Below are 23,410 nucleotides of genomic sequence, written 5' to 3'. Positions count from 1 at the left end.
TTCGATTCGGCCCTACTTGACGATGCCGAGGCTCATCCGGAACTTCGGCGGCCGGCCCAGCAGGTAGGCGCCGCCCGACTCGAGGATCAGGTCCGAGGCGGCGACGTGCTGGCACATGGTCGCGGTGTCGCGCATCCAGCGGTCCATCGGCGAGGACCGGTTGATCGACCAGGACTGCAGCAGGTCGTAGAGCCGGTTCACGATCGCCCGCGAGGTCCGGAAGGCGTGCACCCAGGCCAGCGAGGACGCCGCCCGCTCGGTAGCGGAGAGGTCGTCCAGCGTGCCGCCCCCGGCCAGCACGTCCCAGTGCCGCTGCGAACTGCTGTGGACCCCGCTGCGGGTGGCGTTGAACTCCGCCTCGCACTCGGCGAGGGTGACCTGCACGCGGAAGGTGTCCGCCCACGTGGCGCCCGTCATCTTGTCCACCCGGGTCAGCGCGGTCTCCCGGGCGTGGTCCAGGGCGGCCCGGGCCACCCCCAGCGGTACGGCGCACAGGCTGCGCATGAAGGAGTCCGGCTGGGCGATCGGGGTGTCCGTCCGGCCCCGCACCTTGTAGAAGGTGTAAGTGTGCTCCTCGGGCACGAACACGTCGGTGATCGTGTAGTCGCTGCTCCCGCTGCCGCACAGACCCGTGGTGTCCCAGTTCCCGACCACCTCCACCTGGTCGGCCGGCACCAGGAACTGGCGCGACGCGTGCGCGTTGCTGCCGTCCGGGCTCGCCCACGGCTCACCGTCCTGGTAGATGAACGCGCCCGAGGTCACCCAGTCGGCATGGGTGATCCCGCTGCCGAACGACCACCGGCCGGTCAGCCGGAATCCCCCGGGAACGCGTTCGGCATGGCCGGCCGGCGCGATCAGCCCGGCGGTGATCATGTCCAGGTTCGGGAAGACCTCCTTGACGACGGCGGGGTCCAGGAAGTTGCTGATCGCTCCGGTCATCGCGCCGATCGCCGCGCACCAGCCGGCCGAGGCGTCCCCGTAGGCGAGGGTCTCCACGACCTCGGCCTGCTGCATCGACGTCAGTTCGGGCCCGCCCCACTCGGGGCCGAAGCACATCCGGAAGACCCCGGTGTCGCGCAGCATGTCCACGACGTCCGTGGGGAGCTGCTTCGCCTGCTCGATCTCCTGCGACCGCTCCCGCAGCAGTGGGGCCAGCGCCTTCGCCCTTTCGAGGATCTCCGCCGCGGTGGTGGGCGCCTCGGCCCCAGGGCTCCAGGTCGTGCTCATGGGTTCCCCCTCAAGTGATGGTGTGGTGACGGTCATGCGTCCACGTCGAGCAGCCCGGCCGGCATCTCGAACGGCGCGTCCGGCTCCGGCGGGCCGATCGGCTCCGCGTCCAGTACGACCAGTGCCTGCGCCGCGTCCAGCCGCTCCAGGCAGGTCTGTGTGTCGTCGGCCTCGCACACCACGAAGGAGTGGCGTGCCAGGTAGCCGCCCGGCGGCAGCCGCAGGGTGGTGCCCGGCTCGGCCATCGGCGCGGCCGTGACCAGTCCGGGCGCCTCGGTCGGCACCGTCACCGAGCGCAGCACGCAGTCCCGCTCCGGACAGCCGAACCGGATGCCGGCCACCGCCCGCCGTGTGGGCCGGGTGTCGGGACGCCGGCCGGTGGCCACGTCGAACAGCACCTCACCGGGCTCGATGCCGGTGGCGGTCCTGCCGAGGAAGGGGATCAGGTCCCCGCCGAGGCGGCCGTTGACCTCGATGACGAGTGGCCCGTGCGGGGTCAGCCGCAGTTCGCTGTGGGTGATGCCGTCCTCGATGCCGAGCGCCTGATGGGCCCGGGCCAGCGTGCCCATCAGCTCGGGGTCCGCCAGCAGCGGGTCGCCCGCGTCGACCAGGTGGCCGACCTCCTCGAAGTACGGCTGATCGCTGCTGTGCTTGCGGGCCACGAACATCGGGAGGTACTCGCCCTTGTGTACGGCGCCGTCGACGCTGATCTCCGGGCCGGGGGCGTACCCCTCGACCAGGGCGCTCGCACGGTACGGCCCCGGATCGACCTCGCTAGCGGAAAGGGCGATCCGGAACGCCGCCTCCACCTCGGCCGCGTCGGCGGCGAACACGACCCCGATGCTCGCGCCCATGGCCCGTGGTTTGACCACGACCGGATAGCCGATCCGCTCGGCCGCGGCCCGGGCCTGTTCGACCGTGGTGGTCAGCTCGAATCCCGGCTGGTACAGGCCCGCCGCGGTGAGCTCGGCCCTGGTGCGCTCCTTGTCCCGGCAGCCGCGTACGCCGGGCACGGACAGACCCGGCACCCCGAACTCGGCGGCGAGCAAGCCCGCGTCCAGGACCAGCGGCTCGTCCCAGCACATCAGGCCGGTGATCCGGCGCCGCGCGGCCACCTCGCGGGCCGCCGCGCCCATCGCCTCGGAATCGAAGACGTTGGCGACGATGATCTCGTCGAAGTAGTCGCGCTGCCAGGTGGGTCTGAGGTTGTTGAGCAGCACCATGTCCAGGCCGGCCGCGCGGGCGCGGCGGCGGATCGGCGCGATGAGGTACTCCCGGTACACCTTCAGCCCGCTGCCGACGACCAGCAGGGCGCCCTCGCCGGTCCCCATCACGCGCTCCTGGGTGCGGTGGCGGTTGCGCGGCGGGCGAGGAGGTCGGTGAGGATGTCGTGGGAGCGGTGGGCGAGGACGCTGATGAGGGAGTCGGCGATGCCGTGGGTTTCCTCGTTGACGCCTTGGAGGTAGACGGCGCCCCAGGCGGATTCGCCGAGGTCGACGCGGTAGTTGCGGCTCACGGTGACCTCGTCGAGTCCGACGCGCGCCGCCAGGTCCCGTACGAGGGCGGGCTTGCGCGCGTCGAAACCGGTGCCCAGCACCACCAGGTCGCACCGCAGCGGTTCGATCTTGCCGCTCAGCCGGTCCCGCAGATCGAGTACGACCTCCCCGCCCTCGGTCCGCGCCCCCACGACCTCCGTCATCGCCCGGACCTCGGAGCGCTGCGGACCCAACGCCCGCTGCCGGTAGAGCATCGTGTAGAGCTCGTCGAGGAACGGTGGTGCCAGGCCCGCGTAGTTGGTGAAGCGCATTTCGTCCAGCAGTTGCGCGCGTACCTCAGGCGGGCTGTCGTAGAACTCGTCGACGAAGGACGGGAAGAAGAGTTCGTTGACGAATTTGCTGGTCTGGTAGTTCTGCAGACCGATCGAGCGGACCACCATGGTGATCCGGCTCGCCGGCAGGTTCTCGTGCAGTGCGAAGAACATCTCTGCGGCGCTCTGTGCTCCGCCCACGACCACGGCGCGGACGGGTTCGTCTTTCGGGATCTGCGCGATCCGTGTCCGGTACTGGGCGCTGTGGATGAGCCGGTCCCCGGGGAGCGCGGTGAAGACATCGGGTACCCGTGGATCGCGTCCGCCGCCGATGACGAGGTCGCGGCAGCGGATGGTGTCTCCGCTGGTGAGCCGTACTTTCCAGCCTGATACCGAGCCGTCGGCCTCGTGCACGGGGTCGACTTGGGCGGCGCGGGCGTCGTAGCGGATCTGTACGCGTTCCAGGGAGGTGGCGACCCATTGGAGGTAGTCGGAGAATTCCCATCGGAAGGGGTGGAAGGTGCCCAGGTTCACGAACTCGTCGAGTCTGCCCTGGGAATGGAGGAAGCTGAGGAAGGTGAATCTGCTGCTCGGGTTGCGCAGGGTCACCAGGTCCTTGAGGAAGGAGACCTGGCTGCGTGCCCATGGCATCAGCAGGTCGCGCTGCCATTTGATGTCCGGGCTCTGTTCCAGCAGCAGTGTGCCGTCGGCCAGTTCGGCCGAGCCCGACTCCTCGATGGCCACCGCGAGCGCCAGATTCGCCGGCCCCGCACCGATCGCCAGAACACCGACTTCCCGGTCAGTCACTCTTCCCCCTCGATGTCGATTCGGACCATGCCGGCGGCGGTCTCGGCCCGCCGGAGCGCCTCGGCCGAGCTGTCCGCGGTGGCCATGACGATGCCCGCGCGGTCCCAGGAGTGGTGCAGCCCCGTGAACCGGTGACCCGGCCCGACGGTGACCGCGGCCAGGAACACGCCGTCGGCCTGCCGGGCCGCCTCGACGCCGTGCACGGCCGCCACCCGGCCCGGCCCGGCCGTGAGGAACCGGACGGCCGCGCCGCCCTTCGCCCGCCGGGGCAGTTCGCCCGGCGGATCCTCGCCCTTGAGCACCGCGTAGTAGCTGCGCAGGAGTTCCACCGGATAGGCCAGCTGGATGGTGTCGAGGATGCCCCCGCCGGGCAGCCGGCCCGCGCATTCCACGAGGTACGGGACGCCGTCCGAGACGATCCATTCGCAGTGGACGATCCCGTCCTGGAAGCCGACGGCCCCGACGAGCCGGGCCGTCTGCCCACCGAGCAGGCCCGCGAGCTCCTGCGGAATGTCGGCCGGCACGGTGTGGGCCATCTCCACCGGGTGGGCCCCGGGGAACAGCTGCTTGGCCGTGACGTTGACGAAGAGCGCGCCGCCGTCCCGTACGAGCATCTCGACGCTGTACTCGGGCCCCTCGACGTACTGTTCGGCCAGCATGGAGAGCTCCATGGGCCGGTCGGGCACGAAGACGCCCTCGTCCTGGACGAGGCAGTCCGCCCAGGCCCCCTCGACCTCGGCCGGGTCGTGGATCACCCGGGTGCCCACCGATGCCTGACGGTTCGCCGGCTTGAGCACGACCGGGCCCGGCCGACTGAGAAGGAAGGCCAGGACCTCGGCCGGGCGCCGTACGGGGACACTGGCCGGGTTGGGGATGCCGGCGGCGGCGCTGACCCGCCGCAGCAGCGCCTTGTCGCGCAGGATCTGCGCGGCGCCGAGACCGGCGCCGGGCAGGCCGTAGCGCTCCGCGAGCCGGGCGGCGAACGGCGTCGCGTACTCGATGGCGGGGACGACCGCGGCGGGGGCCAGCCCGGGGTGGGCGTTGAAGAACTCGTCGGCCTTTCCCGCGAGGTGGTACTCCCACTCGATGAGGCCGCGGACGAAGGCCACCCCGTCGATCTGGTCGCGGACCCCCCGCTTGCGGACGACGTCCGGCTCCTCGACGTAGACGACCGAGCCGTCCCCCTGGAACTCCCCGATGGCGGCCATCGTGACGCCCACGAAGCCGACGACCAGGACCGGCCCGTCCGTTGCGGGCCGCGCCCTCACGAGGCACCTCCGACGACTTCGGGCCTGCCCTCGTCCGCGTGCACCTCCGGGTCCTCCGTGGGGGCCGGTTCGGGCGGTTGCCGTACGCCCGCCAGCGCGAGCAGCCCGGCGATGGCGGTCACGATGCCGCACAGCAGCCAGAAGCCGCTGCCGAGCGCGGTCCAGGCGTAGACGCCGAACAGCGGGGCGACGGCGCCGGCCGCGCCGCCGACCGCCTGCATGGTGCCGATGTAGCGGGCCTTCACCGACGAGGGGAACGTCGCCGGGTGGGCGAACATGCTCGGCGCGGCGATCATGATGCCGGACACCACCAGCACCGCGCCCGCGATCGTGAACGCCCCGGACCGCGAGGACAGTCCGTAGACCGCGAGTCCGAGCGCCTCCACCAGGTGGCCGGTGATGACCCGGACGTGCTTCGGCAGTCTGCTGAGGTACGCGGTGATCTTGAGCTCGCACGTGATCAGTACGACGGACGACACGGTGAGCACCGTGCTGTAGAAACTGGTCGGGTAGTCGTCGGCGACCAGCTCCAGCGGAAGCGCGATATGGCCCTGGGCGTAGGTCAGCGAGCCGAGCAGAACGGCGGCCAGGTAGTAGAGGTACTTGCGGTCGCGCAGCATCGCCGCGTACGCGGAGCCGGTGCGCCGGGCCTCCTCGGCGTCGGCGCCCTTGCCGTCGCCCCCGCCCGCGGCCGCGTCGGCCGCTGCGGTCCCGTCCCCGGCCGCGCCCTCCTCGTCGGCCTCGTCCTGTGCGGTCTTCTTGGGGAGCAGGGCGAAGGCCAGCAGTGCGTAGACCAGCGCGGTCCCGCCGTCGATCCAGAACAGCAGGTCCCAGTTGACCAGGATCAGCCCGGCGGCGATCAGTGGCGCGAGGGCCGCGCCGATGTTCAGCGCGATCCGCATCATCGAGAACGCCATGACCTGGTACCGGTCCGGCATCAGATCGCTGAGCATGACGGCCGCGGCCGGCCGGTAGGCCTGGGTGAACAGGCCCGCCAGCCCGACGACGACGAGGAGCGGCCACAGCATCCCCGGCCCGCTCAGCCACGAGATCGCCGCCACCAGCGGCGCCGAACCGGCCATGGCCGTCACGATCGTGGCCCGGGGCCCGAACCGCTGGGTGAACTCACCCCCCAGCATGGTGCCGAAGATGGACCCCGCGCTGTAGGCGACCAGCGTCAGACCCGCGGCGGCCACCGACATGCCGCGGAAGGTCAGGTACAGCACGAGGAACGTCTGGACGAACGCGCCGAGCTGGTTGACCAGCACGCCCCCGAGGAGATACCGGACCGGTGCCGGGGTCGCCTTCAGCGCCTCGAACACACCGATCGGAGTGTCCTCCTTCTTCATGCCGCTCCCTTCGTCAAGGCATCGACGATCCGCCCCGCGACGAGCGGGGCCTGACTGAAACCGGAGCCGCCGCAGGCCGCCCGCGACCAGACGGCGGGACCCACCCGGGCGAGCAGCGCACCGCCGGTGTCCGCGGCGCTCACGTAGTGGCACGGTTTCACCGCCGCCACGGTGTAGCGGTCCAGGCCGGCCAGCGGCGCCGCCCGGGCCAGCCGGGCCACCCAGGGCGACTGGTCCTCGTCCGCGCAGTCCGCGGTGGTGCCCACCGCCCGGGACACGGCGTCGGAGCTGATCTTCAGGAGCGTGCCGTCCCCGGGCGGCATCGCCCAGGCCCGCCCGTCCGCGCCGAGGCCGCCCGCCGCGGGCGCCCCCGCCCACCACCGTGCCGCGTCCGCGGGCGGCCTCAGGTACACCATGGTCTGGCGGTGCAGTACGACCGGGTGTGCGACCAGATCGCGGGTCCACGGGCCGGCGGCGATCAGCACCAGGTCGGCGCCGAGTTTCTCCCCGCCGCTCAGCAGGACGTGGGCGGAGTCCACGTCCACGTGCGTGACCGTGCTGTACGGCCGCAGGGCCACCGCGGGATGTCCGGTCAGCCACCGGACCGCGGCCCGCAGGACCCGGTCCGCGAGCAGCACTCCGGCGTCGGCCTCCCGTACGCCCGCGGAGCCGGCGGGGAACTCCAGGTACGGCAGGTGCTCCGGCTCCACCGTTTCCACGGACACCCCCGCCGCGGCGGCCGCCGCGGCCACCGTGGTGAGCTGCTCCCGGGGCCAGGCGGTCACCACGCCGACGCGCCGGTAGAAGCCGGTGCCCAGCAGGGTCTGGAGTTCCAGCCACCGGCGCCGGGCGGCGGCCATCCGCCGGGTGGCGTCCGCGTCGTCCGGGCTGAAGGTACGGATGACCCGGTGCTGGTCCGCCGAGCTCGACTTCGGATTGGGGATCGGGCCCCGGTCCAGCAGGGTCACGCGGTGGCCCGCCAGCGCGCATTCCACCGCGGTGAGCAGCCCGGTGACGCCCGCTCCCACGACGACTACCTGCCGGGAGGCGGCCGCCGCCCTCACGGCCCCGTCTCCGCCAGCCGTGGCAACCGTACGGGCGTGACCCGAGTGACGGGAGCGGCGTCCGCGGCCCGCGGTGCGGCGGGGATCGCCGGGTCCGGGAAGGCCTCCCCGGCCAGATCGATCAGGACCGGCCCGGCGCAGCGCAGGAACACCTCCACCTCGTGGCAGAAGTCGCCCGCGTCATCGGGTCCCACCTCCCACTGGTCCAGCCGCGCCAGTTGCTCGGACAGGGTGAAGGCCACCGAGGTCAGGCTGAACCGGCGCACGTCGTAGGCGGCGGCGAAACGTTCCAGCATGAGTCCGGCCGCGGCCCTTGACCGCTCGGAGACCGGAAGCGGTCCCCGTCCCGTCCACGAGGCCACCTTGTCCGCCACCCGGTTCCACGGCCGCACGAGCCGTGCCCCGGTCACCTGCTCCAGGGCCTCGCGGGTGAAGTTCGTGCGCTGGAAATCGGGGCTGGTCGCGGCGAGATAGAACCGGATGAGGTCCCTCGGCACCTCGGCGGCCAGCTCCCGCCCGGTCACGACGTGACCGCGGCTGGTGGAGAACTTGTCGTGGTCCAGCTCGTAGAACTCGTTGGTGACGAAGTGCCCGGGCAGGACGTAGCCGCCCAGTGCCAGCAGCATCGCGGCCCCGACCACCGCGAAGGCGAAGCCGGCGTCGGAACCGAAGAAGTACACCACCTCGGAGCCCGCGTCGGAGAACCACAGCTCGTCCTCGGCGGCGAGCACCGCACCACGGTGCTCGGCGGCCAGCGCGGTGCAGTGCATGCTCCACGCGATGGTCTCGGCGTCCGCGTAGATCACCTGCCCGGCGACCTCCGGGAAGGGCGCCGGGATGCCCCAGGCGATCGGCAGCGTGACGGGATAGTCCGGGAGCGGCCGGGACAGGATCTCCTCGATCATCTGCGCCAGGCGCGGCCGCATCGTCGCGCTCTGCCCCGCGAAGTACTCCACGAGCGCCTCGCGGTGGTCCTCCAGCGGCAGCACCAGCACGTGCTGCTCGCGCAGTTCCACCGGATCGTCGGGATCCAGGGTGGAGCGCGGTCCGATCAGGTCGCCGGAGGCGATCCAGTGCCCGCAGTTCTCGCACAGCCCGGCGCAGCCGTCGGCGAGGCACACCGGGCAGCCGCCCCGAACGTACGCGTCCGTGAGGTACTCGCCCGTGCGCGGCGCGTACGGGAACCGCACCGCCTGCAGCCGGAGCTTGCCCGCGCTGTGCAGGCGCTCGAAGAAGTGCCGGACCGTCTTCACGTACCGGTCGCCGAACCGGACGAAGCCGTCCGGCCGGATCCCCGCCGCCGCCAGGGTCTCCTCGACCTGCCCGGCCGACCGCACGCGCAGGTCTTCCGGCTGCACGCCCAGTCTCCGCGCGGTCGTCACGATGTAGTTCTGCGTGAAGTGCACGCCCGTGCCGAAGAGCACGTCCCGGCCCGCGGCGCGCGCGTACCGCGCGCACACGTCCGCGGCCAGGAAGGGGCCGGCCAGGTGGCCCAGGTGCAGATCGCCGTTGGCGGTCGGGCCGGGGGCGATCACCAGCGTCCGCTTCATCGCGCGCTCCTGGGTTCGGTGGCGGTTGCGCGGCGGGCGAGGAGGTCGGTGAGGATGTCGTGGGAGCGGTGGGCGAGGACGCTGATGAGGGAGTCGGCGATGCCGTGGGTTTCCTCGTTGACGCCTTGGAGGTAGACGGCGCCCCAGGCGGATTCGCCGAGGTCGACGCGGTAGTTGCGGCTCACGGTGACCTCGTCGAGTCCGACGCGCGCCGCCAGGTCCCGTACGAGGGCGGGCTTGCGCGCGTCGAAACCGGTGCCCAGCACCACCAGGTCGCACCGCAGCGGTTCGATCTTGCCGCTGATCCGGTCCCGCAGATCGAGCACCACTTCGTCACCGTCGAGGCGGGCACCCACCACCTCGGTCATGGCCCGGACGGCCGACCGCTGCGGGCCGAGCGTTTTCTCCCGGTAGAGAATCGTGTAGAGCTCGTCGAGGAACGGTGGTGCCAGGCCCGCGTAGTTGGTGAAGCGCATTTCGTCCAGCAGTTGCGCGCGTACCTCCGGCGGGCTGTCGTAGAACTCGTCGACGAAGGACGGGAAGAAGAGTTCGTTGACGAATTTGCTGGTCTGGTAGTTCTGCAGACCGATCGAGCGGACCACCATGGTGATCCGGCTCGCCGGCAGGTTCTCGTGCAGTGCGAAGAACATCTCTGCGGCGCTCTGTGCTCCGCCCACGACCACGGCGCGGACGGGTTCGTCTTTCGGGATCTGCGCGATCCGTGTCCGGTACTGGGCGCTGTGGATGAGCCGGTCCCCGGGGAGCGCGGTGAAGACATCGGGTACCCGTGGATCGCGTCCGCCGCCGATGACGAGGTCGCGGCAGCGGATGGTGTCTCCGCTGGTGAGCCGTACTTTCCAGCCTGATACCGAGCCGTCGGCCTCGTGCACGGGGTCGACTTGGGCGGCGCGGGCGTCGTAGCGGATCTGTACGCGTTCCAGGGAGGTGGCGACCCATTGGAGGTAGTCGGAGAATTCCCATCGGAAGGGGTGGAAGGTGCCCAGGTTCACGAACTCGTCGAGTCTGCCCTGGGAATGGAGGAAGCTGAGGAAGGTGAATCTGCTGCTCGGGTTGCGCAGGGTCACCAGGTCCTTGAGGAAGGAGACCTGGCTGCGTGCCCATGGCATCAGCAGGTCGCGCTGCCATTTGATGTCCGGGCTCTGTTCCAGCAGCAGTGTGCCGTCGGCCAGTTCGGCCGAGCCCGACTCCTCGATGGCCACCGCGAGCGCCAGATTCGCCGGCCCCGCACCGATCGCCAGAACACCGACCTCCCGATCAGCCACACTTCCCCCTCGATCACAGTGATCCGACTCACGGACGGGCAGTAGCGAGGCTAGATTTCCGCCGTTCCCGATCGATAGGGGAACTTGTCCCTTCGACTGGGGAATCTCAGCGGGGAAAACGGTGCCGTCGGCTCAAGCGGTCTGATAAACATGGCTCGCTGCGCATCGGTCCCTGCACCGGTTCCCGCACCGGCCGTCGCAGCGATCCCCGCACCGACCGCCGTGGCGCCCGCCCGAGGCGCCCTTACGAGAGTCGCCCGCGCCCATGACGGATGACCACTACTGGCTCCGGCCCGGGATGGTGGCCGCCGTGCCGCTCGACGAACCTCCGGCCGTCGTGAGCATCGGGGTCGGACTGCACGGGGTCACCAGCTCCCTCGACGTCTTCCGGCTCCCGGAGCTGTGGCAGCTGCACCTTTACCGGTACGCCGCCGAACTCACCGTCGACGGGGTGCCGCACGCCATCCGGCCCGGCCATGTGAGCCTCGTACCGCCGGGCGCGGTGGTGCGCTACCGCTACCGGGGCCGCTCCGAGCACCTGTACGCCCACCTGCGGCTGCCCGGGGCCGACGAGGCCGGGCCGACCGAGCCGCGCCCCGGCGAGCGGCGCCCCTGCGGGCCGCGGGCCGTGCCCGTGGTCCAGGACGCCGGGGCAGGGACCCCCGCACTCTCCGAGCTCCTGCTGCGCGCCATCGCCGCCGCCCCGGGCGCCCCGCGCCGGGCGGACGCCGAGGTGTGGGGGGCGCTGTGGCGGGTCGCGGAGCTCGCCGAGCCCACCGGCCCCGGCGCCCGGCCGCACGCCTCGGCGGCGGCCGCCATCGCCTTCGTCGAGTCCCACCTGGCCCGGCCGCTGCGGGTGCCCGAAGTCGCGCGGGCCGCCGGGATCTCGCACAACCACCTCATCCGGCTGTTCCGCAGGGAGACCGGCGGCACGGTCGTGGCGTACATCCGGCGCCGCCGGATGGAGCGGGCCCGGCATCTGCTGCGCGAGTCCACCCTGGCGATCCCCGCGATCGCGGCGGCCGTCGGCATGCCGGACCTGCAGGCCTTCAACAAGGCCTGCAGGCGCGAACTCGGCGCGTCCCCCCGCGCGATCCGCACCGGTCCGGGCCCGCGAGCGGGTGCGGGTGCGGGTGCGGGTGCGGAGGCGGAGGCGGATGCGGAGGAGGCGCCGGCCTACGACCGGCCCGTGCCGCGGTAGAGCTCCAGCTCCCCGTCCAGTTCCACGGCCAGTACGGTCGTCAGGGGATCCGCGTCCGCCGCCGCGGGCGCGTCGATCCACAGCACGCCCGGTACGTCGTGCAGGCCGCCGGTGACCCGGTGGGCCGGCTCCGCGCCCGTGCCGACCACCCGTACCCGCTTCACCGCCGTGCGCAGTCCGCGTACCGACACGGTCTCCCGGGGCGGGCCGAAGCAGAAGTCGGTGAAGTGGCGCACGAGCTGGTGCACCGACTTGTGCCGGTCGTCGCCGCGCTGGAAGCCCCACGCATCGCTGACGGTCAGGCACAGCTCCCACGGCCCGTCCGGCGGCAGCAGCGGCACCCCCTGCTCGGGCGTGGCGTAGTCGCCGTGGCTCGGCATCCGCGCGGTGAGCACGGTGTCCGGACTGCCCCGCAGGATCCTCGCGGCGAGCGCTCCCAGACCCCACTGCAGGTCCGGCCGGAAGCGGTCGACCAGCTCACCGACCTGGCCGTCACGGTACGCGAGGTAGCGCGCCCAGGCCGCGGGATCCTCGACGCCACCCTCCGGCACGACCAGCGGATGCGTGGCCACGTCCTCGTTCGGCGGCTCGGGGTGGACCACGCTCGCGTAGTCCGGGTGGCTCCAGTCGGAGTGCGAGTACAGCCCCACCCGCAGCCCGCGCTCGCGCAGCGCCCCGGCCTACCCGCCCAGCAGCCCCCGCCCCGCGGGCGTGTTCCGCACCACGTCGAGGTCCCCGTACGAGGTGTCCCACAGCGCGACCCCGTCGTGGTGGCGGGCGGTCAGCACGGCGTACCGTGCTCCGGCCCGGGCGAAGAGGGCGGCCCGGCCCTCCGGGTCGTAGGCGGAGGCCGTGAACCGGTCGAGCTGCGCCATGTACGCCTCGCGCGACAGCTGCCGGGAATAGAACGACCAGGATTCCGGGACACCTTCCACCGCGTAGATGCCGTAGTGGACGAAGAAGCCCAGCTTGGCGTCACGGAACCAGGGCTGCATCGGCATGCGTTCACGTCCTCGTCGAGGGGATGGCGCGGCTCGGGTTCCGCCGCTCCCCGACGCCAGGCCGCGGTCCCCCGGACCGCGTGGGGCCGGATCACGGAAGTGGTCGGTTCCCACCCTGTGGCCGACGGGCTCGGCAGCGAATTGACGGATGCCGGAAGCGCGTTGCACCGGCCGTCTCGAACAGGACTCCGTCGAACTGCCCCACGGCCAGGGGGCTCCGATGCCTCCAAACGGGGGCCGCAGGGGCACCCCTTCGAGGGAACCGGCGGCCTGAACCACGGCGGGCGGCCCTCAGCTGCCGAATGAAAGGGGGCGGTCCCCCTCGGGGCCGCGCGGTGCTCCGGCATCGCTGAGCGGTTACAAGGAGATGTCACGTGTCGCGTGTTCTGAAGAGTGCGGGTCTCGCCCTGGTGATGAGCCTGGCGGTCATCGGCGGTGCGTCCTCGGCGTCGGCGGACGCCGACGCGAAGGGTGTCGCGATCGGCTCGCCGGGTCTCCTCTCGGGCAACGTGGTCCAGATCCCGATCCACATCCCGATCAACCTGTGCGGGAACAGCATCAACGTGATCGGCGCGCTCAACCCGGCCGCCGGCAACGTCTGCGTCAACGCCTGACGGTCGTGAAGCCCGGCTCATCCCGGTCGCGGACAGCACCGGGATGAGCCGCACGCGCCGCCGCCGTCAGGACAGGGTGCGGACCTGCTGGTCGCGCAGTTCGTAGCGGGCGGCGACCACCGCCAGTTCGCCCGCCGCCACCTTCCCGGCGAGATCGGGCTCGGCCGCCAGCCGGCGGCGCACCGCCCGTACGTGTGCGTTGATCGTCGCGTCGACGCGGGCGTCACCGTGCCGGCCGTGGTCGATGGACGGCCGTATCTGATCGGCCAGGTACTGGATGTGGGCGGGGAGCGGCTCGCCCGTCTCGTCCGCGTGGACCGCCGCGGCCACGGCTCCGCACGACTGGTGCGCCAGGACGAGCAGCAGCGGTACGCGCAGCTCCAGCACCCCGTACGCGATGCTCCCCAGCACCGCCTCGACGAGCACCCCGCCCGCCGACCGTACGGTCAGCAGGTCGCCCAGCCCCTGGTCGAACACCAGCTCGGGCGGCACCCGCGAATCGACACACCCCAGCACGATCGCGAACGGCTGCTGGCCCTCGACGAGCCGGCGGCGCAGGTACGCGGACTCGTGCGGGTGCTCCTGGCGCTGCGTGCGCCAGCGCTCGTTGCCGGCCGCCAGCCGGCGCAGCCCCTGCGCGGGGGTGGTGACGCGCTCGGCGCTCTCCTGGTCCCGAGAATCGGCGGAAGCCGGAAAGGCCGAACCGAGCGCCAGGCCCGCGCCGGCGGCGGCCGTGCCCGCCGCGGCGGTGCGCAGCAGGGTGCGGCGACTGCGCGGAACAGCGGCGGGGGTTCGTGTGTTCGAAAGCATGGCCGGACGGTAACCCGGCACGCAGGGGCGGGAGTTGGGCTGCAGGTGCATTGGCGGGATCCGCTCGGTGTCACTACGGGGCGTTCCCGGGGGGTTCGGGCGGTGCGGGAAGGGGGTCGTGGGCGGCCCGGCGGGCGGCGATCCGGCGGGCGGCGGCCTGTGCGCCCGAGGCCATCCGCCCCGCCTCCGCGCAGAGGGCTGCCTCGCCGCTGTCGGTGAGGCGGTAGTACCTGCGCAGTCGGCCCCGGTGCACCTCCTCGCGGTCCGGCACGATGAGCCCGTCGGCCACGAGCCGGTCCAGCGCCCCGTAGAGCGTCCCGATCCGCACCCGGACCTGCCCCTGCGAGAGGGCCTCGGCCTCCCGGACGATGCCGCCGAAGCCGCCACCGTTCTCGGCGTCCCCGGTCCGCGGGACGGGCCGGGCGCTGCTGCTGTCGTAGACCTCGACGACGAGGGCCTCCGGCCGGCAGGCCATCCGCAGGAGCCATCCGCAGTCCGTGTGGCGGACGGCGTTGCCCAGCAGCTCGCTGACCACGAGCAGGACGTCGTTCACATCGGCCCACGGGCACCTGGCCCGCAGGAAACGCACGGCGGCGCGTCGCGCCAGGGCGGTGTCCGCACGGGAAGAGTCGAGGACCAGCATGAGAAGCGACTCCTGCTCGGGAGGAAATGGCTGTAAGTGGGCCGAACGGCCATGTACCAGCGTCCCGCCCCCGGGCCCGCACGACCATCGGCATTTCGGCCGGGGAACGGGGGCTGATGGGCCGATGGGCGGCCGGGCCGTGCCCGCGCTCAGGACCGCGCCCCCGGGCGTGCGAGGCTGTGCCCCGGCACAAGGAGGAGACCACACCATGCACACGCCGAGCCGACCCGAAGACCTCGACCACCCCGAGCTGTTGTGGGCGAGAGCGGTGACCATGGCCATGGTCGACGCCGCATGCTCGACCAGCACCGAATTCTCCCTGGACGACGAAGGCCTGTGGTGCCACTCCACCGGCGCGGGCGGCTGGTGGCGACTGACCGTGCTCCACGGGGAACGCGCCGTGTTCTGCGGGCAGGACCCCGACGGCAGCCACACCCACGCCGCCGGCGAGCAGATCGACTTCCTGGCGGGCGGCCCCGCGTGGCTGCCCTGGGAGCTCCTCCGGGACGACGCCGCGGGGAACCTCTTCGGCTTCGTCTACTGGTGGGAGGGCGGTGCCTGGCACCGGATCCCGTACCCGGACGAGCTGAGGGAGGACGGGCTGGACGGGGCGGCCCCCTGGGTCGGCTCGCACGAGGAGTTCCTCGAACTCACCGTGGCCTCGTACGACGCTCCGTACGACCGGGCGCGCGGCCTGGGCGAAGCAGTGGCCCGCTTCGCGGCGCTGGCGCACGAGCGCAAGGCCGACGCGGACGCCGTGGCGGCCCTGCTGGCTCCCGGCCACGCCGAAGGCCGCCCCGCCCCCCGGCCGGAGGTGGCGCTCGACCTCGCCACTCGCGCGGGCATCCTCGCGTAGCACGCGAAGGGACCGCCGCGCGTCGTGTGCGGCGGTCCCGTGGGCCGTTCGGCGCGGCCACTCGAGTGCGGCTGCTTGAGCGCGAGTACCTGAGCGCGACTACTTGAGCGCGGCGAACGCCTTGGTGAAGGCCAGCGGCTGCTGGAGGATCGAACTGCACGTGGCGTCGGCGTAGTTGACGGCGCCCGCCGCGCACTGCTTGTCGCGCGTCGAGGACCACATGGCCAGCCGGCCGATCCCCTTCGATGCCGCGAACTGCACCAGCTGCGTCGCGTCCTCGACGGTGAAGATCTCGCTCGTGACGTCGTTCACGCCGATCATCGGCGTGACGGCCACGGCCTTCCACGCCGCGGCGTCGGAGAGCCCGAGCACACCCTTGATCTGGGCCTGGGTGGCCGTCGCGGCCTGGATCGCGTACTGCCCCATGTCCCCGCTGTACGCGGGCCCGTAGTCCATCGCCATGATGTTGACGGCGTCCACCCGCACACCGTTCTTCTTGGCGTCGGCCAGCAGCGCCACACCGGGCTGGGTCAGCCCCTCGGGCATCACGGGCAGGGTGAAGGCGACGTCCAGGCCGGGGTGGGACTTCTGCAGCCGGGCGATGGCCTGCGCACGGCGCGCGTTGGCCGCGGTGTCCGGCAGGGCCGCGCCCTCGATGTCGAAGTCGACCTTGGTGAGCTTGTACTGGTCGACGACCTTCCCGTACGCGGCGGTCAGCTCGTCCACGGTGGCGCAGTTCAGCGCCAGTTCGTGCCCGGCGGCCCCGCCGAACGACACCCGCACGTCGCCGCCCTCGGCGCGCAGCGCCCCGATCTGGGCGGCGACCTTGTCGCTCGCGAGATCCGTGACACCGCCCCACAGGGGTGCGCAACCGCCGCCGGAGGTGATGAAGGCGAGGTGGAACTCCTTCACGCCGGTCTTGGCCGCGGTGTCGACCAGGTCGTAGGCGGGGTAGAGGGAGGTGTCCACGTACGGGGCGAAGCGCGCGCCGCTGCCGCCGGGCGCGGGAGCCGGGGCGGTGGGAGTGGGCGTGGGGGAGGGCGCCGTGGTCCTCGTCGGCGCCGCGGAGGTGGCGGGCGCGGTCGGCGCCGTGGTCGCGGTGACCGTGGGACGGGCGGTGGGCCGCCCGCTCGGCTGGGCCGTCGCACCCTGATCGACCGAGCACTTCACCCCGTTGATCAGGCACCCGGTCGGGTTGCCGGGGGAGTCGGACCCGCTGGTGACGAAGCCGACGGTGACGGAGGCCCCGGCCGCGAGCTGCCGGTTCCAGCTCGCGGGCTTCACGGTGACGCGCCGGCCGGAGACCGCGTGGGTGCCGTTCCACAGGGAGTCGATCTTCGTGCCCGCCGGCAGGTCGAACTGGAGCGTCCAGTCCGACTGGACCTGGCCGGTGTGGTTGGTGATGACGTACTGGCCGGTGTAACCGCCGCTCCAGGAGCTGGACTTCGTGTACACGGCGCCGACGGAGGCCGCCTGGGCGGTTCCGGTGAAGGCGAAGGCCGCGCCTCCGATCACCGCCGCCGCCACGATCGCTCCCGTGACCTTCGCCCTGCGGCTCGTCCTGCGCCGGTGCCCGACTGTGCTGCCCATCGCGTGCCTGCCTCTGTGTTACTGGGGAGTTGGAGGATGCGGCAGCACGCTAGCCGCACCGAAACGGACATTCGTTCGTTTCGGTGCGCCCCCTGTGAGCCTTAGGTTCCGCTTAAGGCGGCGGTAAGGAGGGGCTGAGGAACCTATACTCCCCCTGCTCGGCCGACAGGCTGCACAAGAGAGCGCGGGGGAAGCATGGCGGAGTACGTGGAGATGTCGCTGGGCATGGGCGTCCTGGCCGTGGCCGGGCCGACGTTGGTGGTGCGGCTGGTGTCGCTGCCCCTGCTGGTGCGGGCCCAGCACGGGGTGCGTGAGCGGGTGTCGGCGGCCGGGGGCGCGACCGTTCCCCGGCCGGGGGTCTCGGCGGCGGCTCTCGGGGAGCTGGCGCTGGCGTTCGTCGGCGGCATCGGCCTGCTGCTCTGGATGACCTCCGACGTCATCCCCGGCTTCGACCTGCTGTTGCAGTCGATCGCCACGGGGAACGCGCGCACGCTGGCCCTCCAGTTCGCCCTCCCCCTCGCCACGGCGCGGCTCTGGTTCCTCGGCGCCGCGATCCCGGTTCTGCTGGTCTGGCTGCTGCTGTGGATCCTGACGCAGCGCAATCTGCTGACCGCCGGCCCGTCCGCGTCCGCGCAGGCCTGGGCCTCGCCCGCGGTGCGCCTCCGGCTGGCCGCCCTGCTCGCCCTCCGGATCGTGCTCGGAGTGTTCCTGCCGGCCGGACTGGTCATGGCTGCCCTGTTGTGCGAGATCGTCGCCCTGGTGGCCAGCGGGAGGAGCCGACCCGTGGGTGGCGGCACCACCGCGGTTCCGCTCCAGCCCGCGCAGCCCGCCCCCGACGCACGGACGGCCGCGGCCGCGCAACCCGTCCACGCGCAGCCCGTCCGAGTCCAGCCGGTCCACGCCCAGCCCGCCCACGCGCGGGCGGGCCACCTGCCGCCCGTCCCGTCCGCTCCGCCCGCGCAGCCGGTCGCGTACGTGCCGACGCAGGTCGACCGGGGCGTCGGCGCCGCCGGCAGTGCCGCTGCCGGGGTCGCGCCGCAGATCGCGTACCAGGAACTGCATCCGAACGAGCCGCGGACGATCGGCGGGTACCAGCTGCTCGGCCGGATCGGGGCCGGCGGGATGGGCACGGTGTACCTCGCCCGCCGCGAGGGGGCGGTGACCCAGGTGGCCCTGAAGACCATCCACCCCGAACTCCTCGACCACGCCGAGCTGTTGCAGCGCTTCGAGCGCGAGGCGGAGGTGCTGGCCATGGTGTCCGGCGCGTACACCGCCAGGGTGCTCGACTCCGGTGTGGACTCCGGACGGCCGTACCTGGCCATGGAGTTGCTGGACGGGCGGCCGCTCGACGTGCACCTGCGGGAGCAGGGGCCGATCCGCTCGCCCGAGGCGCTGAAGGCCCTGGCGCTCGCGCTGGCCGTGGCCCTGTCCGGCGTACACCGGCTCGGTCTGGTCCACCGGGACCTCAAGCCCGCCAACATCATGCTCACCACGGCCGGACCGCGCCTGCTCGACTTCGGCATCGCGGCGATCGTCGACGGCACCCGGCTCACCCGTACCGGCGGCGGCCCGGGCACCCTGACGTACATGGCGCCGGAGCAGTTCGGCGACGAGCGCGTCGGCACGGCCGCCGACGTCTGGGCGTGGGCCTGCTGCGTGGTGTGCGCGGCGCACGGCACCAGCCCGTTCTCCGCGACCAGTACGGGCGCCGTGATCCGCCGGATCGTGGACACCGGACCCGAGCCCGCCGCGCTCGCGGCCGTGCAGGCGCTCGACCCGGCCCTCGCGGCGGCCGTCGCGCGGGCGCTGACCGCCGACCCGGCGGCACGCCCGGCCGACGGCGCGGCCCTGGTGGAGCTGCTGACGGCCGACCGGGCGCAGGAGCGCCCGACGCCCGACGCGCACGCCGTCCGCGAGCAGATCACCCAGGGCTGGCGCACGCTGGCGCTCTGATCCGGGAAACGGGGCCCGACAGGACCCGGTTCCGGCCCCGGCCGGCGCTCACCCGTGGGTGGTGTCGATCACGCAGAAGCGGTTGCCCTCGGGATCGGCCAGCACCACGAAATCGGGGTCCTCGGGGTAGGAGTCCCAGTCCACGTGCCGGGCCCCCAGCGCCACCAGGCGCGCCACCTCCGCCTCCTGCTCCGCCGCGTCGGCCACGTACAGGTCGAGGTGGACGCGCGGGCGTTCCTGTACGGGCGTGACGCTGCGGCCCAGCGCCAGGCCGGGCCCGCCGCCGTCCGCGGGGACGAGGACGGTCCAGCCCTCGTCCACCTCGCCGTCGCGCGGGGCGTAGCCCAGCGCCCGGCTCCAGAATTCCGCGGCCCGCCGCACGTCCGCGGCGCCCATGACGATCGTTCCGATGGTCAGCATGATCCGATTCTGGCAAACCCCGGAACCGGTCCTACACGAGCCGCTGGATCGCCACCATCGCGGCGTCGTCGCCGAGGGTGTTGCCGGTCGCGTGGGCGAGCAGGTCCCGGCACAGGTGGTCCAGCAGGGCCTGGGGGCGCATGCCGGAGCAGGCGGCCACGCGCTCCGCGAGCGGGTAGAAGGTCCCGTCCCCGTCACGCGCCTCCAGGACGCCGTCCGTGTAGAGGAGCAGGACGTCACCCGCCGCGAAGGCGAACGTCTGCGCCGTGACGGGCGCGGCCACGAGCCCGGCGAGCCCCAGCGGCGGCCCGGGGTGGGACACCTCCAGGCCTTCGACCCCGCCGGCGCGGCGCAGGACCAGCGGCGGCGGATGGCCGCAGCTGACCAGGTGCAGCACCGGTTCCTCGTCGGGGACCTCCAGGACGGCCGCGGTCACGAAGCTCTCGCCGTCGTCACCCGGGGCGCCGGCGGGGCCCTCGTCCTCCGAGCCGTCCAGGTCCGGGGAGACCGCCGCCTCCAGGTAGTTCACCAGGCCCGGCAGCTCGGCCTCCTGGTGGGCGGCCGCCCGGAAGGCGCCCAGGACGAGCGCGGCGTCCCCGACGGCCTCCAGGCCCTTGCCGCGGACATCGCCGATGATCAGCCGCGTCCCCGTGGCCGTACGGGCGGCCGCGTACAGGTCGCCGCCGATCCGGGCCTCGGCCGCCGCCGCGAGGTACACGCAGGCGACGCCCAGCGGCCCCATCCGGTCGCGCAGCGGCCGCAGGACCACCTGCTGGGCGGTCTCCGCCACCGAGCGCAGCTGAACCAGCTCCTTCTCGTGCACCTCGCGCAGGTGGGCGAAGAAGGTCACGAACACCGAGATCATGACGAGCGCGATGATCTGGAAGGTGTGGTTCAGATCGGTCAGGCTGGTGCGCGTCGTCGCGACCACCACCTGGGCCAGCACGGCGACCAGGCCCACGAAGCCCGTCATCCGTGGCCCCGCGAACGAGGCCGTCACCGCGGGTGCGGCGACCAGGAACGGCCCGAGGTGGACGTCCGGCGGAGCGAGGACGTCGACCAGCGTCACGAGGGCGATCAGCGCGAACGGGACCGCCAGCTGCAGGTGGCTCACCTGCCGGGCTCGGTGGTGCGGTGGGTGGGACGGCCGGAGATCCATCCCACCTGCATACACCGCGAGGCGATCCCGGTACCCGAAGCCAGGCCGTCGGGGACCCCGGGGCCTGTCGTTCGGATCAGGCCGGTCCTACGGCCGACGGCGGGGCTTTCCGCTCTTGCCGCCCTTGCCCGCCTTCGCGCCGCCGGAAGCACCACGGGGGTTCTTGCCCGTCGGCTTCCCGGACGCGGTCTTCCGCTGGCCGCCGGAGCCGGAGCCGGAGCCCGTTTCGGGGCGCTTGTGCTTCGCCTTCGGCTGCGGCGGCGTCGGGGGCCGCCCCCGCGTGCTGTTCACGGTCCGGCCGCGGACGATCCCGATGAACTCCTCCACCAGATCGGTGGTCTCCTCCTGCGGCCACGACAGCGCGACCCGCGACTCGGGCGCGTCCGAGACCGGCCGGTAGGTGAGGTCCTTGCGGTGGTGCAGACGGGCCAGCGACTGCGGGACGACCAGTACGCCCACCCCGGCCGCGACCAGCTCGATCGCGTCCGCCGTCGTCGCGGGGCGCTCGATCGCGGGCCGCCCCGGCAGCTGCTCCCACACGAGGGTGTCGTCGAGGGGGTGCAGCACGATCTCGTCGGCCAGATCCTGGGTGGACACCTCTTCGGCCGTCGCCACCAGGTGGTCCTTGGGGACCACCACCACCGTGGTCTCGGTGTAGAGCGGGATCGCGCTGAGGTCCGTACGGTCGACCGGCAGCCGGACGAACCCCGCGTCGGCGCCGCCGCCCCGCAGTACGCCGAACGCCTCGCCGGGGGACACCGCGACAAGGGTCAGAGGGACGTCGGGCAGCCGCTCGTTCCAGATCCGCACCCACTTGCTGGGTGTCACCCCCGGGACATAAGCGAGCCGGAACGAATGGGGTACTTCCGAGCCTGTCACCCCGCCAGGTTACCGGTCGTGGTCGGAGGTAGCGCACACGCTCGATACTCTTGACACCATGACGTCGCACCAGAACACCCAGACGATGAAGCCCGCGACCGCGGCGAAGAAGCTGGGCGTGTACCTCGAGGCCACCCCCGCCGAGTTCCAGGAGGGTGTCGTCTCGCGCAGCGAATTGAGTGCGCTCCAGGCCGATCCGCCCCAGTGGCTGACGGAACTGCGCGCCAACGGTCCGCACCCCCGGCCGGTGGTGGCGGCCAAGCTCGGCGTGTCCATCGCCGGCCTCGCCCGCGGCGGGGTCACCGAGCCCCTCACCACGGAGCAGATCGAAGCGCTGAAGCAGGAAGCCCCCGAGTGGCTCCAGCGTGAGCGCGCAACCCAGGCCGAGGTCCGCAAGGAAACGGTCCGCATCAAGGAGAAGAACGCGGAGCGTGCCGAGAAGGCCCGCGAGCAGCACTCCTGACCCGCGGCTCCGGTTTCCGTCAGGCCTGGTCTCCCCCCGGGGAGGCCGGGCCTGACGCCTTTCTCCCGTTCAGGCGCAGTCGAAACGGTCCTTGTACGGGCGGCCCGGGCAGGTCCGGCACTCGAAGAGGTAGACCCCGCCCAGGTCTCCCAGCACCAGGCCGGGACCTTCGTACGCGACACCCTGATCCTCGACGGGAGTCCAGGTCAGCCGGGACGCGGCGTCCGCCTCGGTGCTCTCCACGGTCAGCAGATGATCCATCGGCTTCCCGCACCCCGAACAGTCCGGCCATTCCGGGTCCTGGCTCCAGCCGGGGAATCCGCCCAGCTTGATCCCCGGAGCGGTGGACAAGTGGTACTGGTAGTCCCACCCCGTCTCCGCCTCCACCTGCTCGAAACGCGGCTCCAACGCGTCCCAGAGCCCGTCGGCGAGGTCCCAGCTCGGGTACTCCGTGACCAGCTCCGGATGGACGACGCACGGCTTCGGTACATGTCCGTACGGTTCCTCGACGGGGAGCGGCGGCGCCTCGCGGATGTCCCCGACCCCCTCCGCATCCCGCCAGTGCACCTCGGGAACGACCCATCGGCCGTCGTGATCCCGCGGGCACCACAGCACCTGCAGCAGGTCACATCCAGCGGGGAACGGCACGATCCCCAGCGCGTCGGCGGCGTGCAGCTGGACCACCGGCACCATCGGGGAACGGTGGTGCTCCGGACACACCGGCCAGGCCTCGTGCGCGGGCCACAACAGCGGACCGCCCACCGAACTGTCCTGCCGCGCCGGGCCGCCCGCGCGGGGATGCAGCCGTAGCGCCTGCCTCCGCAGCGGGGCGACCTCGGGGAAGAGCCCCTCGACGTCCACGGGGCGGGGAGGAGTACGGCGGCTCACCGGCCCCCGCCCGTCGTCAGCCGGTGCAGGGCCCTGGTGAGGCGGGCCTGCCTGCTCTCCGGGGTGAGGGACTGGAGCAGCGGCAGGATCAGCTGGTAGCGCCCGGTCCTGTCGAGCGCCTCGAACGCCTTCCGGGCGCCGGGGTGCGCGTCGAGGGCCGCCGCGAGATCCGGTGGCACCGTCGCCGTCTTCTGCGACTCGTAGGCGCTCGCCCACCGCCCGTCCGCCTGCGCCCTGCGCACCTCGGCGAGCCCGGGCTCACGCATCCGCCCCGCGGCCGTCAGCGCCGCCACCTTGTCCACGTTCACCTGCGACCACAGGCTCTTGGGGCGGCGCGGCACGTACTTCTGCAGGTAGTACCGCTCGTCGAGGGCGCGCCGCTGGCCCGAGATCCAGCCGTAGCACAGCCCGACGTCGACCAACTCGTCGTCGGTGACCGACGGGATGCCGGACTTCTTCTTGGCCACCTTGATCCATACGCCCTCGTGGCGCGTGTGGTGCTCGGCGAGCCAGCCCTCGAACGCCTCGGCGTCCGCGAAGCCGACGATCTCCACCCCGCCCAGTTCGTCCATGCGCTC

Annotated in this window: 21 protein-coding genes and 1 pseudogene; 5 read left to right on the top strand and 17 right to left on the bottom strand. The window is 72.5% G+C overall.

Annotation, left to right across the window (positions count from 1 at the left end):
• Positions 1-12 precede the first annotated feature (12 nt).
• Genes RIU97_RS03295 through RIU97_RS03260 form a run of 8 tightly spaced genes read right to left on the bottom strand, consistent with a single transcriptional unit; the run spans position 13 to position 10,355 of the window.
• On the bottom strand, positions 13-1,227 hold the full coding sequence (locus RIU97_RS03295) for an acyl-CoA dehydrogenase family protein (protein ID WP_404953220.1): 1,215 nt from the start codon (positions 1,225-1,227) through the stop codon (positions 13-15).
• A 32-nt stretch (positions 1,228-1,259) separates the two neighbouring features.
• Entirely contained in the window at positions 1,260-2,558 is a 1,299-nt protein-coding gene (locus tag RIU97_RS03290; RefSeq protein WP_404953219.1) for an ATP-grasp domain-containing protein, read from the bottom strand.
• Positions 2,558-3,841 (bottom strand): lysine N(6)-hydroxylase/L-ornithine N(5)-oxygenase family protein, encoded by a 1,284-nt coding sequence (locus RIU97_RS03285; protein ID WP_404953218.1) that lies wholly within the window; start codon positions 3,839-3,841, stop codon positions 2,558-2,560. Before RIU97_RS03285 ends, RIU97_RS03290 begins: the two co-directional genes overlap by 1 nt.
• Positions 3,838-5,109 carry an ATP-grasp domain-containing protein gene (locus tag RIU97_RS03280; RefSeq protein ID WP_404953217.1) on the bottom strand — a complete coding sequence of 424 codons (1,272 nt, stop codon included), beginning with the start codon at positions 5,107-5,109 and terminating at the stop codon, positions 3,838-3,840. The genes RIU97_RS03285 and RIU97_RS03280 overlap by 4 nt, the downstream gene beginning before the upstream one ends.
• On the bottom strand, positions 5,106-6,458 hold the full coding sequence (locus RIU97_RS03275; RefSeq protein ID WP_404953215.1) for an MFS transporter: 1,353 nt from the start codon (positions 6,456-6,458) through the stop codon (positions 5,106-5,108). Before RIU97_RS03275 ends, RIU97_RS03280 begins: the two co-directional genes overlap by 4 nt.
• Positions 6,455-7,522 carry an FAD-dependent oxidoreductase gene (locus tag RIU97_RS03270; RefSeq protein WP_404953214.1) on the bottom strand — a complete coding sequence of 356 codons (1,068 nt, stop codon included), beginning with the start codon at positions 7,520-7,522 and terminating at the stop codon, positions 6,455-6,457. The genes RIU97_RS03275 and RIU97_RS03270 overlap by 4 nt, the downstream gene beginning before the upstream one ends.
• The gene (locus tag RIU97_RS03265; protein ID WP_404953213.1) at positions 7,519-9,072 is read right to left on the bottom strand and encodes a class I tRNA ligase family protein; all 1,554 of its coding nucleotides are present in this window, start codon (positions 9,070-9,072) and stop codon (positions 7,519-7,521) included. The genes RIU97_RS03270 and RIU97_RS03265 overlap by 4 nt, the downstream gene beginning before the upstream one ends.
• Positions 9,069-10,355: a lysine N(6)-hydroxylase/L-ornithine N(5)-oxygenase family protein gene (locus tag RIU97_RS03260; RefSeq protein WP_404953212.1), complete on the bottom strand. Its 1,287-nt coding sequence runs from the start codon at positions 10,353-10,355 to the stop codon at positions 9,069-9,071. Before RIU97_RS03260 ends, RIU97_RS03265 begins: the two co-directional genes overlap by 4 nt.
• A gap of 265 nt (positions 10,356-10,620) precedes the next feature.
• Here RIU97_RS03260 and RIU97_RS03255 point away from each other — a divergent pair, with 265 nt between their 5' ends.
• Complete coding sequence (locus RIU97_RS03255) at positions 10,621-11,556, top strand: helix-turn-helix transcriptional regulator (protein ID WP_404953211.1); 936 nt, start codon at positions 10,621-10,623, stop codon at positions 11,554-11,556.
• On the opposite strand, the pseudogene RIU97_RS03250 reads toward RIU97_RS03255, so the two are convergent.
• Positions 11,532-12,557, bottom strand: a pseudogene (locus RIU97_RS03250) (alpha-L-fucosidase). The gene RIU97_RS03255 and the pseudogene RIU97_RS03250 sit on opposite strands and share 25 nt — an antisense overlap.
• Positions 12,558-12,931: 374 nt before the next feature.
• Here RIU97_RS03250 and RIU97_RS03245 point away from each other — a divergent pair.
• Positions 12,932-13,171, top strand: coding sequence for a chaplin (locus RIU97_RS03245; protein WP_404953210.1), 240 nt, complete (start codon positions 12,932-12,934; stop codon positions 13,169-13,171).
• Between the two features lie 66 nt (positions 13,172-13,237).
• Here RIU97_RS03245 and RIU97_RS03240 read toward each other — a convergent pair whose 3' ends face one another.
• Together RIU97_RS03240 and RIU97_RS03235 are read right to left on the bottom strand one after the other, a co-directional pair.
• A complete protein-coding gene (locus RIU97_RS03240) occupies positions 13,238-13,981 on the bottom strand; it encodes a carbonic anhydrase (RefSeq protein WP_404953208.1) in 744 nt (247 codons plus the stop codon).
• A 73-nt stretch (positions 13,982-14,054) separates the two neighbouring features.
• Positions 14,055-14,624 (bottom strand): helix-turn-helix transcriptional regulator, encoded by a 570-nt coding sequence (locus RIU97_RS03235; RefSeq protein WP_404953207.1) that lies wholly within the window; start codon positions 14,622-14,624, stop codon positions 14,055-14,057.
• A gap of 208 nt (positions 14,625-14,832) precedes the next feature.
• Between RIU97_RS03235 and RIU97_RS03230 the strand changes: the two genes are divergently transcribed.
• Positions 14,833-15,480 (top strand): hypothetical protein, encoded by a 648-nt coding sequence (locus RIU97_RS03230; protein ID WP_404953206.1) that lies wholly within the window; start codon positions 14,833-14,835, stop codon positions 15,478-15,480.
• A gap of 99 nt (positions 15,481-15,579) precedes the next feature.
• On the opposite strand, the gene RIU97_RS03225 is transcribed toward RIU97_RS03230, so the two are convergent.
• Positions 15,580-17,070 (bottom strand): cellulose binding domain-containing protein, encoded by a 1,491-nt coding sequence (locus RIU97_RS03225; RefSeq protein ID WP_404953205.1) that lies wholly within the window; start codon positions 17,068-17,070, stop codon positions 15,580-15,582.
• Between the two features lie 195 nt (positions 17,071-17,265).
• On the opposite strand from RIU97_RS03225, the gene RIU97_RS03220 reads away from it, so the two are divergent.
• Positions 17,266-19,023 (top strand): serine/threonine-protein kinase, encoded by a 1,758-nt coding sequence (locus RIU97_RS03220; RefSeq protein WP_404953204.1) that lies wholly within the window; start codon positions 17,266-17,268, stop codon positions 19,021-19,023.
• A 48-nt stretch (positions 19,024-19,071) separates the two neighbouring features.
• Here the strand turns inward: RIU97_RS03220 and RIU97_RS03215 are convergent, their stop codons facing one another.
• From RIU97_RS03215 to RIU97_RS03205, 3 genes are all read right to left on the bottom strand, one after another.
• Positions 19,072-19,443 (bottom strand): VOC family protein, encoded by a 372-nt coding sequence (locus RIU97_RS03215; RefSeq protein WP_404953203.1) that lies wholly within the window; start codon positions 19,441-19,443, stop codon positions 19,072-19,074.
• A gap of 31 nt (positions 19,444-19,474) precedes the next feature.
• Positions 19,475-20,602, bottom strand: a complete 1,128-nt coding sequence (locus RIU97_RS03210) for a PP2C family protein-serine/threonine phosphatase (protein WP_404953202.1) — start codon at positions 20,600-20,602, stop codon at positions 19,475-19,477.
• An 87-nt stretch (positions 20,603-20,689) separates the two neighbouring features.
• A complete protein-coding gene (locus RIU97_RS03205; RefSeq protein ID WP_404953201.1) occupies positions 20,690-21,481 on the bottom strand; it encodes a LysR substrate-binding domain-containing protein in 792 nt (263 codons plus the stop codon).
• A 58-nt stretch (positions 21,482-21,539) separates the two neighbouring features.
• Between RIU97_RS03205 and RIU97_RS03200 the strand changes: the two genes are divergently transcribed.
• Positions 21,540-21,944: a DUF5997 family protein gene (locus RIU97_RS03200; protein ID WP_404953200.1), complete on the top strand. Its 405-nt coding sequence runs from the start codon at positions 21,540-21,542 to the stop codon at positions 21,942-21,944.
• A 69-nt stretch (positions 21,945-22,013) separates the two neighbouring features.
• On the opposite strand, the gene RIU97_RS03195 is transcribed toward RIU97_RS03200, so the two are convergent.
• Together RIU97_RS03195 and RIU97_RS03190 are read right to left on the bottom strand one after the other, a co-directional pair.
• Positions 22,014-22,805 (bottom strand): DUF1963 domain-containing protein, encoded by a 792-nt coding sequence (locus RIU97_RS03195; protein ID WP_404953199.1) that lies wholly within the window; start codon positions 22,803-22,805, stop codon positions 22,014-22,016.
• Positions 22,806-22,828: 23 nt separating this feature from the next.
• On the bottom strand, positions 22,829-23,404 hold the full coding sequence (locus tag RIU97_RS03190; RefSeq protein ID WP_404953198.1) for a YdeI family protein: 576 nt from the start codon (positions 23,402-23,404) through the stop codon (positions 22,829-22,831).
• Between the last annotated feature and the right edge of the window lie 6 nt (positions 23,405-23,410).

Source organism: Streptomyces sp. 147326 (assembly GCF_045000215.1).
In the GTDB taxonomy this organism is placed as follows: domain Bacteria; phylum Actinomycetota; class Actinomycetes; order Streptomycetales; family Streptomycetaceae; genus Streptomyces.
Note: the sequence above shows the minus strand (reverse complement) of the source record. Positions and strands in the feature narration are given on the sequence as shown.

Bases quoted from the DNA above. Each gene is read 5' to 3' on its own strand.
- RIU97_RS03215 (WP_404953203.1), bottom strand. From the start codon at position 19,443: ATGCTGACCATCGGAACGATCGTCATGGGCGCCGCGGACGTGCGGCGG.
- RIU97_RS03255 (WP_404953211.1), top strand. From the start codon at position 10,621: ATGACGGATGACCACTACTGGCTCCGGCCCGGGATGGTGGCCGCCGTG.
- RIU97_RS03220 (WP_404953204.1), top strand. From the start codon at position 17,266: ATGGCGGAGTACGTGGAGATGTCGCTGGGCATGGGCGTCCTGGCCGTG.
- RIU97_RS03225 (WP_404953205.1), bottom strand. From the start codon at position 17,070: ATGGGCAGCACAGTCGGGCACCGGCGCAGGACGAGCCGCAGGGCGAAG.
- RIU97_RS03230 (WP_404953206.1), top strand. From the start codon at position 14,833: ATGCACACGCCGAGCCGACCCGAAGACCTCGACCACCCCGAGCTGTTG.
- RIU97_RS03265 (WP_404953213.1), bottom strand. From the start codon at position 9,072: ATGAAGCGGACGCTGGTGATCGCCCCCGGCCCGACCGCCAACGGCGAT.
- RIU97_RS03210 (WP_404953202.1), bottom strand. From the start codon at position 20,602: ATGGATCTCCGGCCGTCCCACCCACCGCACCACCGAGCCCGGCAGGTG.
- RIU97_RS03275 (WP_404953215.1), bottom strand. From the start codon at position 6,458: ATGAAGAAGGAGGACACTCCGATCGGTGTGTTCGAGGCGCTGAAGGCG.
- RIU97_RS03235 (WP_404953207.1), bottom strand. From the start codon at position 14,624: ATGCTGGTCCTCGACTCTTCCCGTGCGGACACCGCCCTGGCGCGACGC.
- RIU97_RS03190 (WP_404953198.1), bottom strand. From the start codon at position 23,404: ATGGACGAACTGGGCGGGGTGGAGATCGTCGGCTTCGCGGACGCCGAG.
- RIU97_RS03240 (WP_404953208.1), bottom strand. From the start codon at position 13,981: ATGCTTTCGAACACACGAACCCCCGCCGCTGTTCCGCGCAGTCGCCGC.
- RIU97_RS03295 (WP_404953220.1), bottom strand. From the start codon at position 1,227: ATGAGCACGACCTGGAGCCCTGGGGCCGAGGCGCCCACCACCGCGGCG.
- RIU97_RS03200 (WP_404953200.1), top strand. From the start codon at position 21,540: ATGACGTCGCACCAGAACACCCAGACGATGAAGCCCGCGACCGCGGCG.
- RIU97_RS03290 (WP_404953219.1), bottom strand. From the start codon at position 2,558: ATGGGGACCGGCGAGGGCGCCCTGCTGGTCGTCGGCAGCGGGCTGAAG.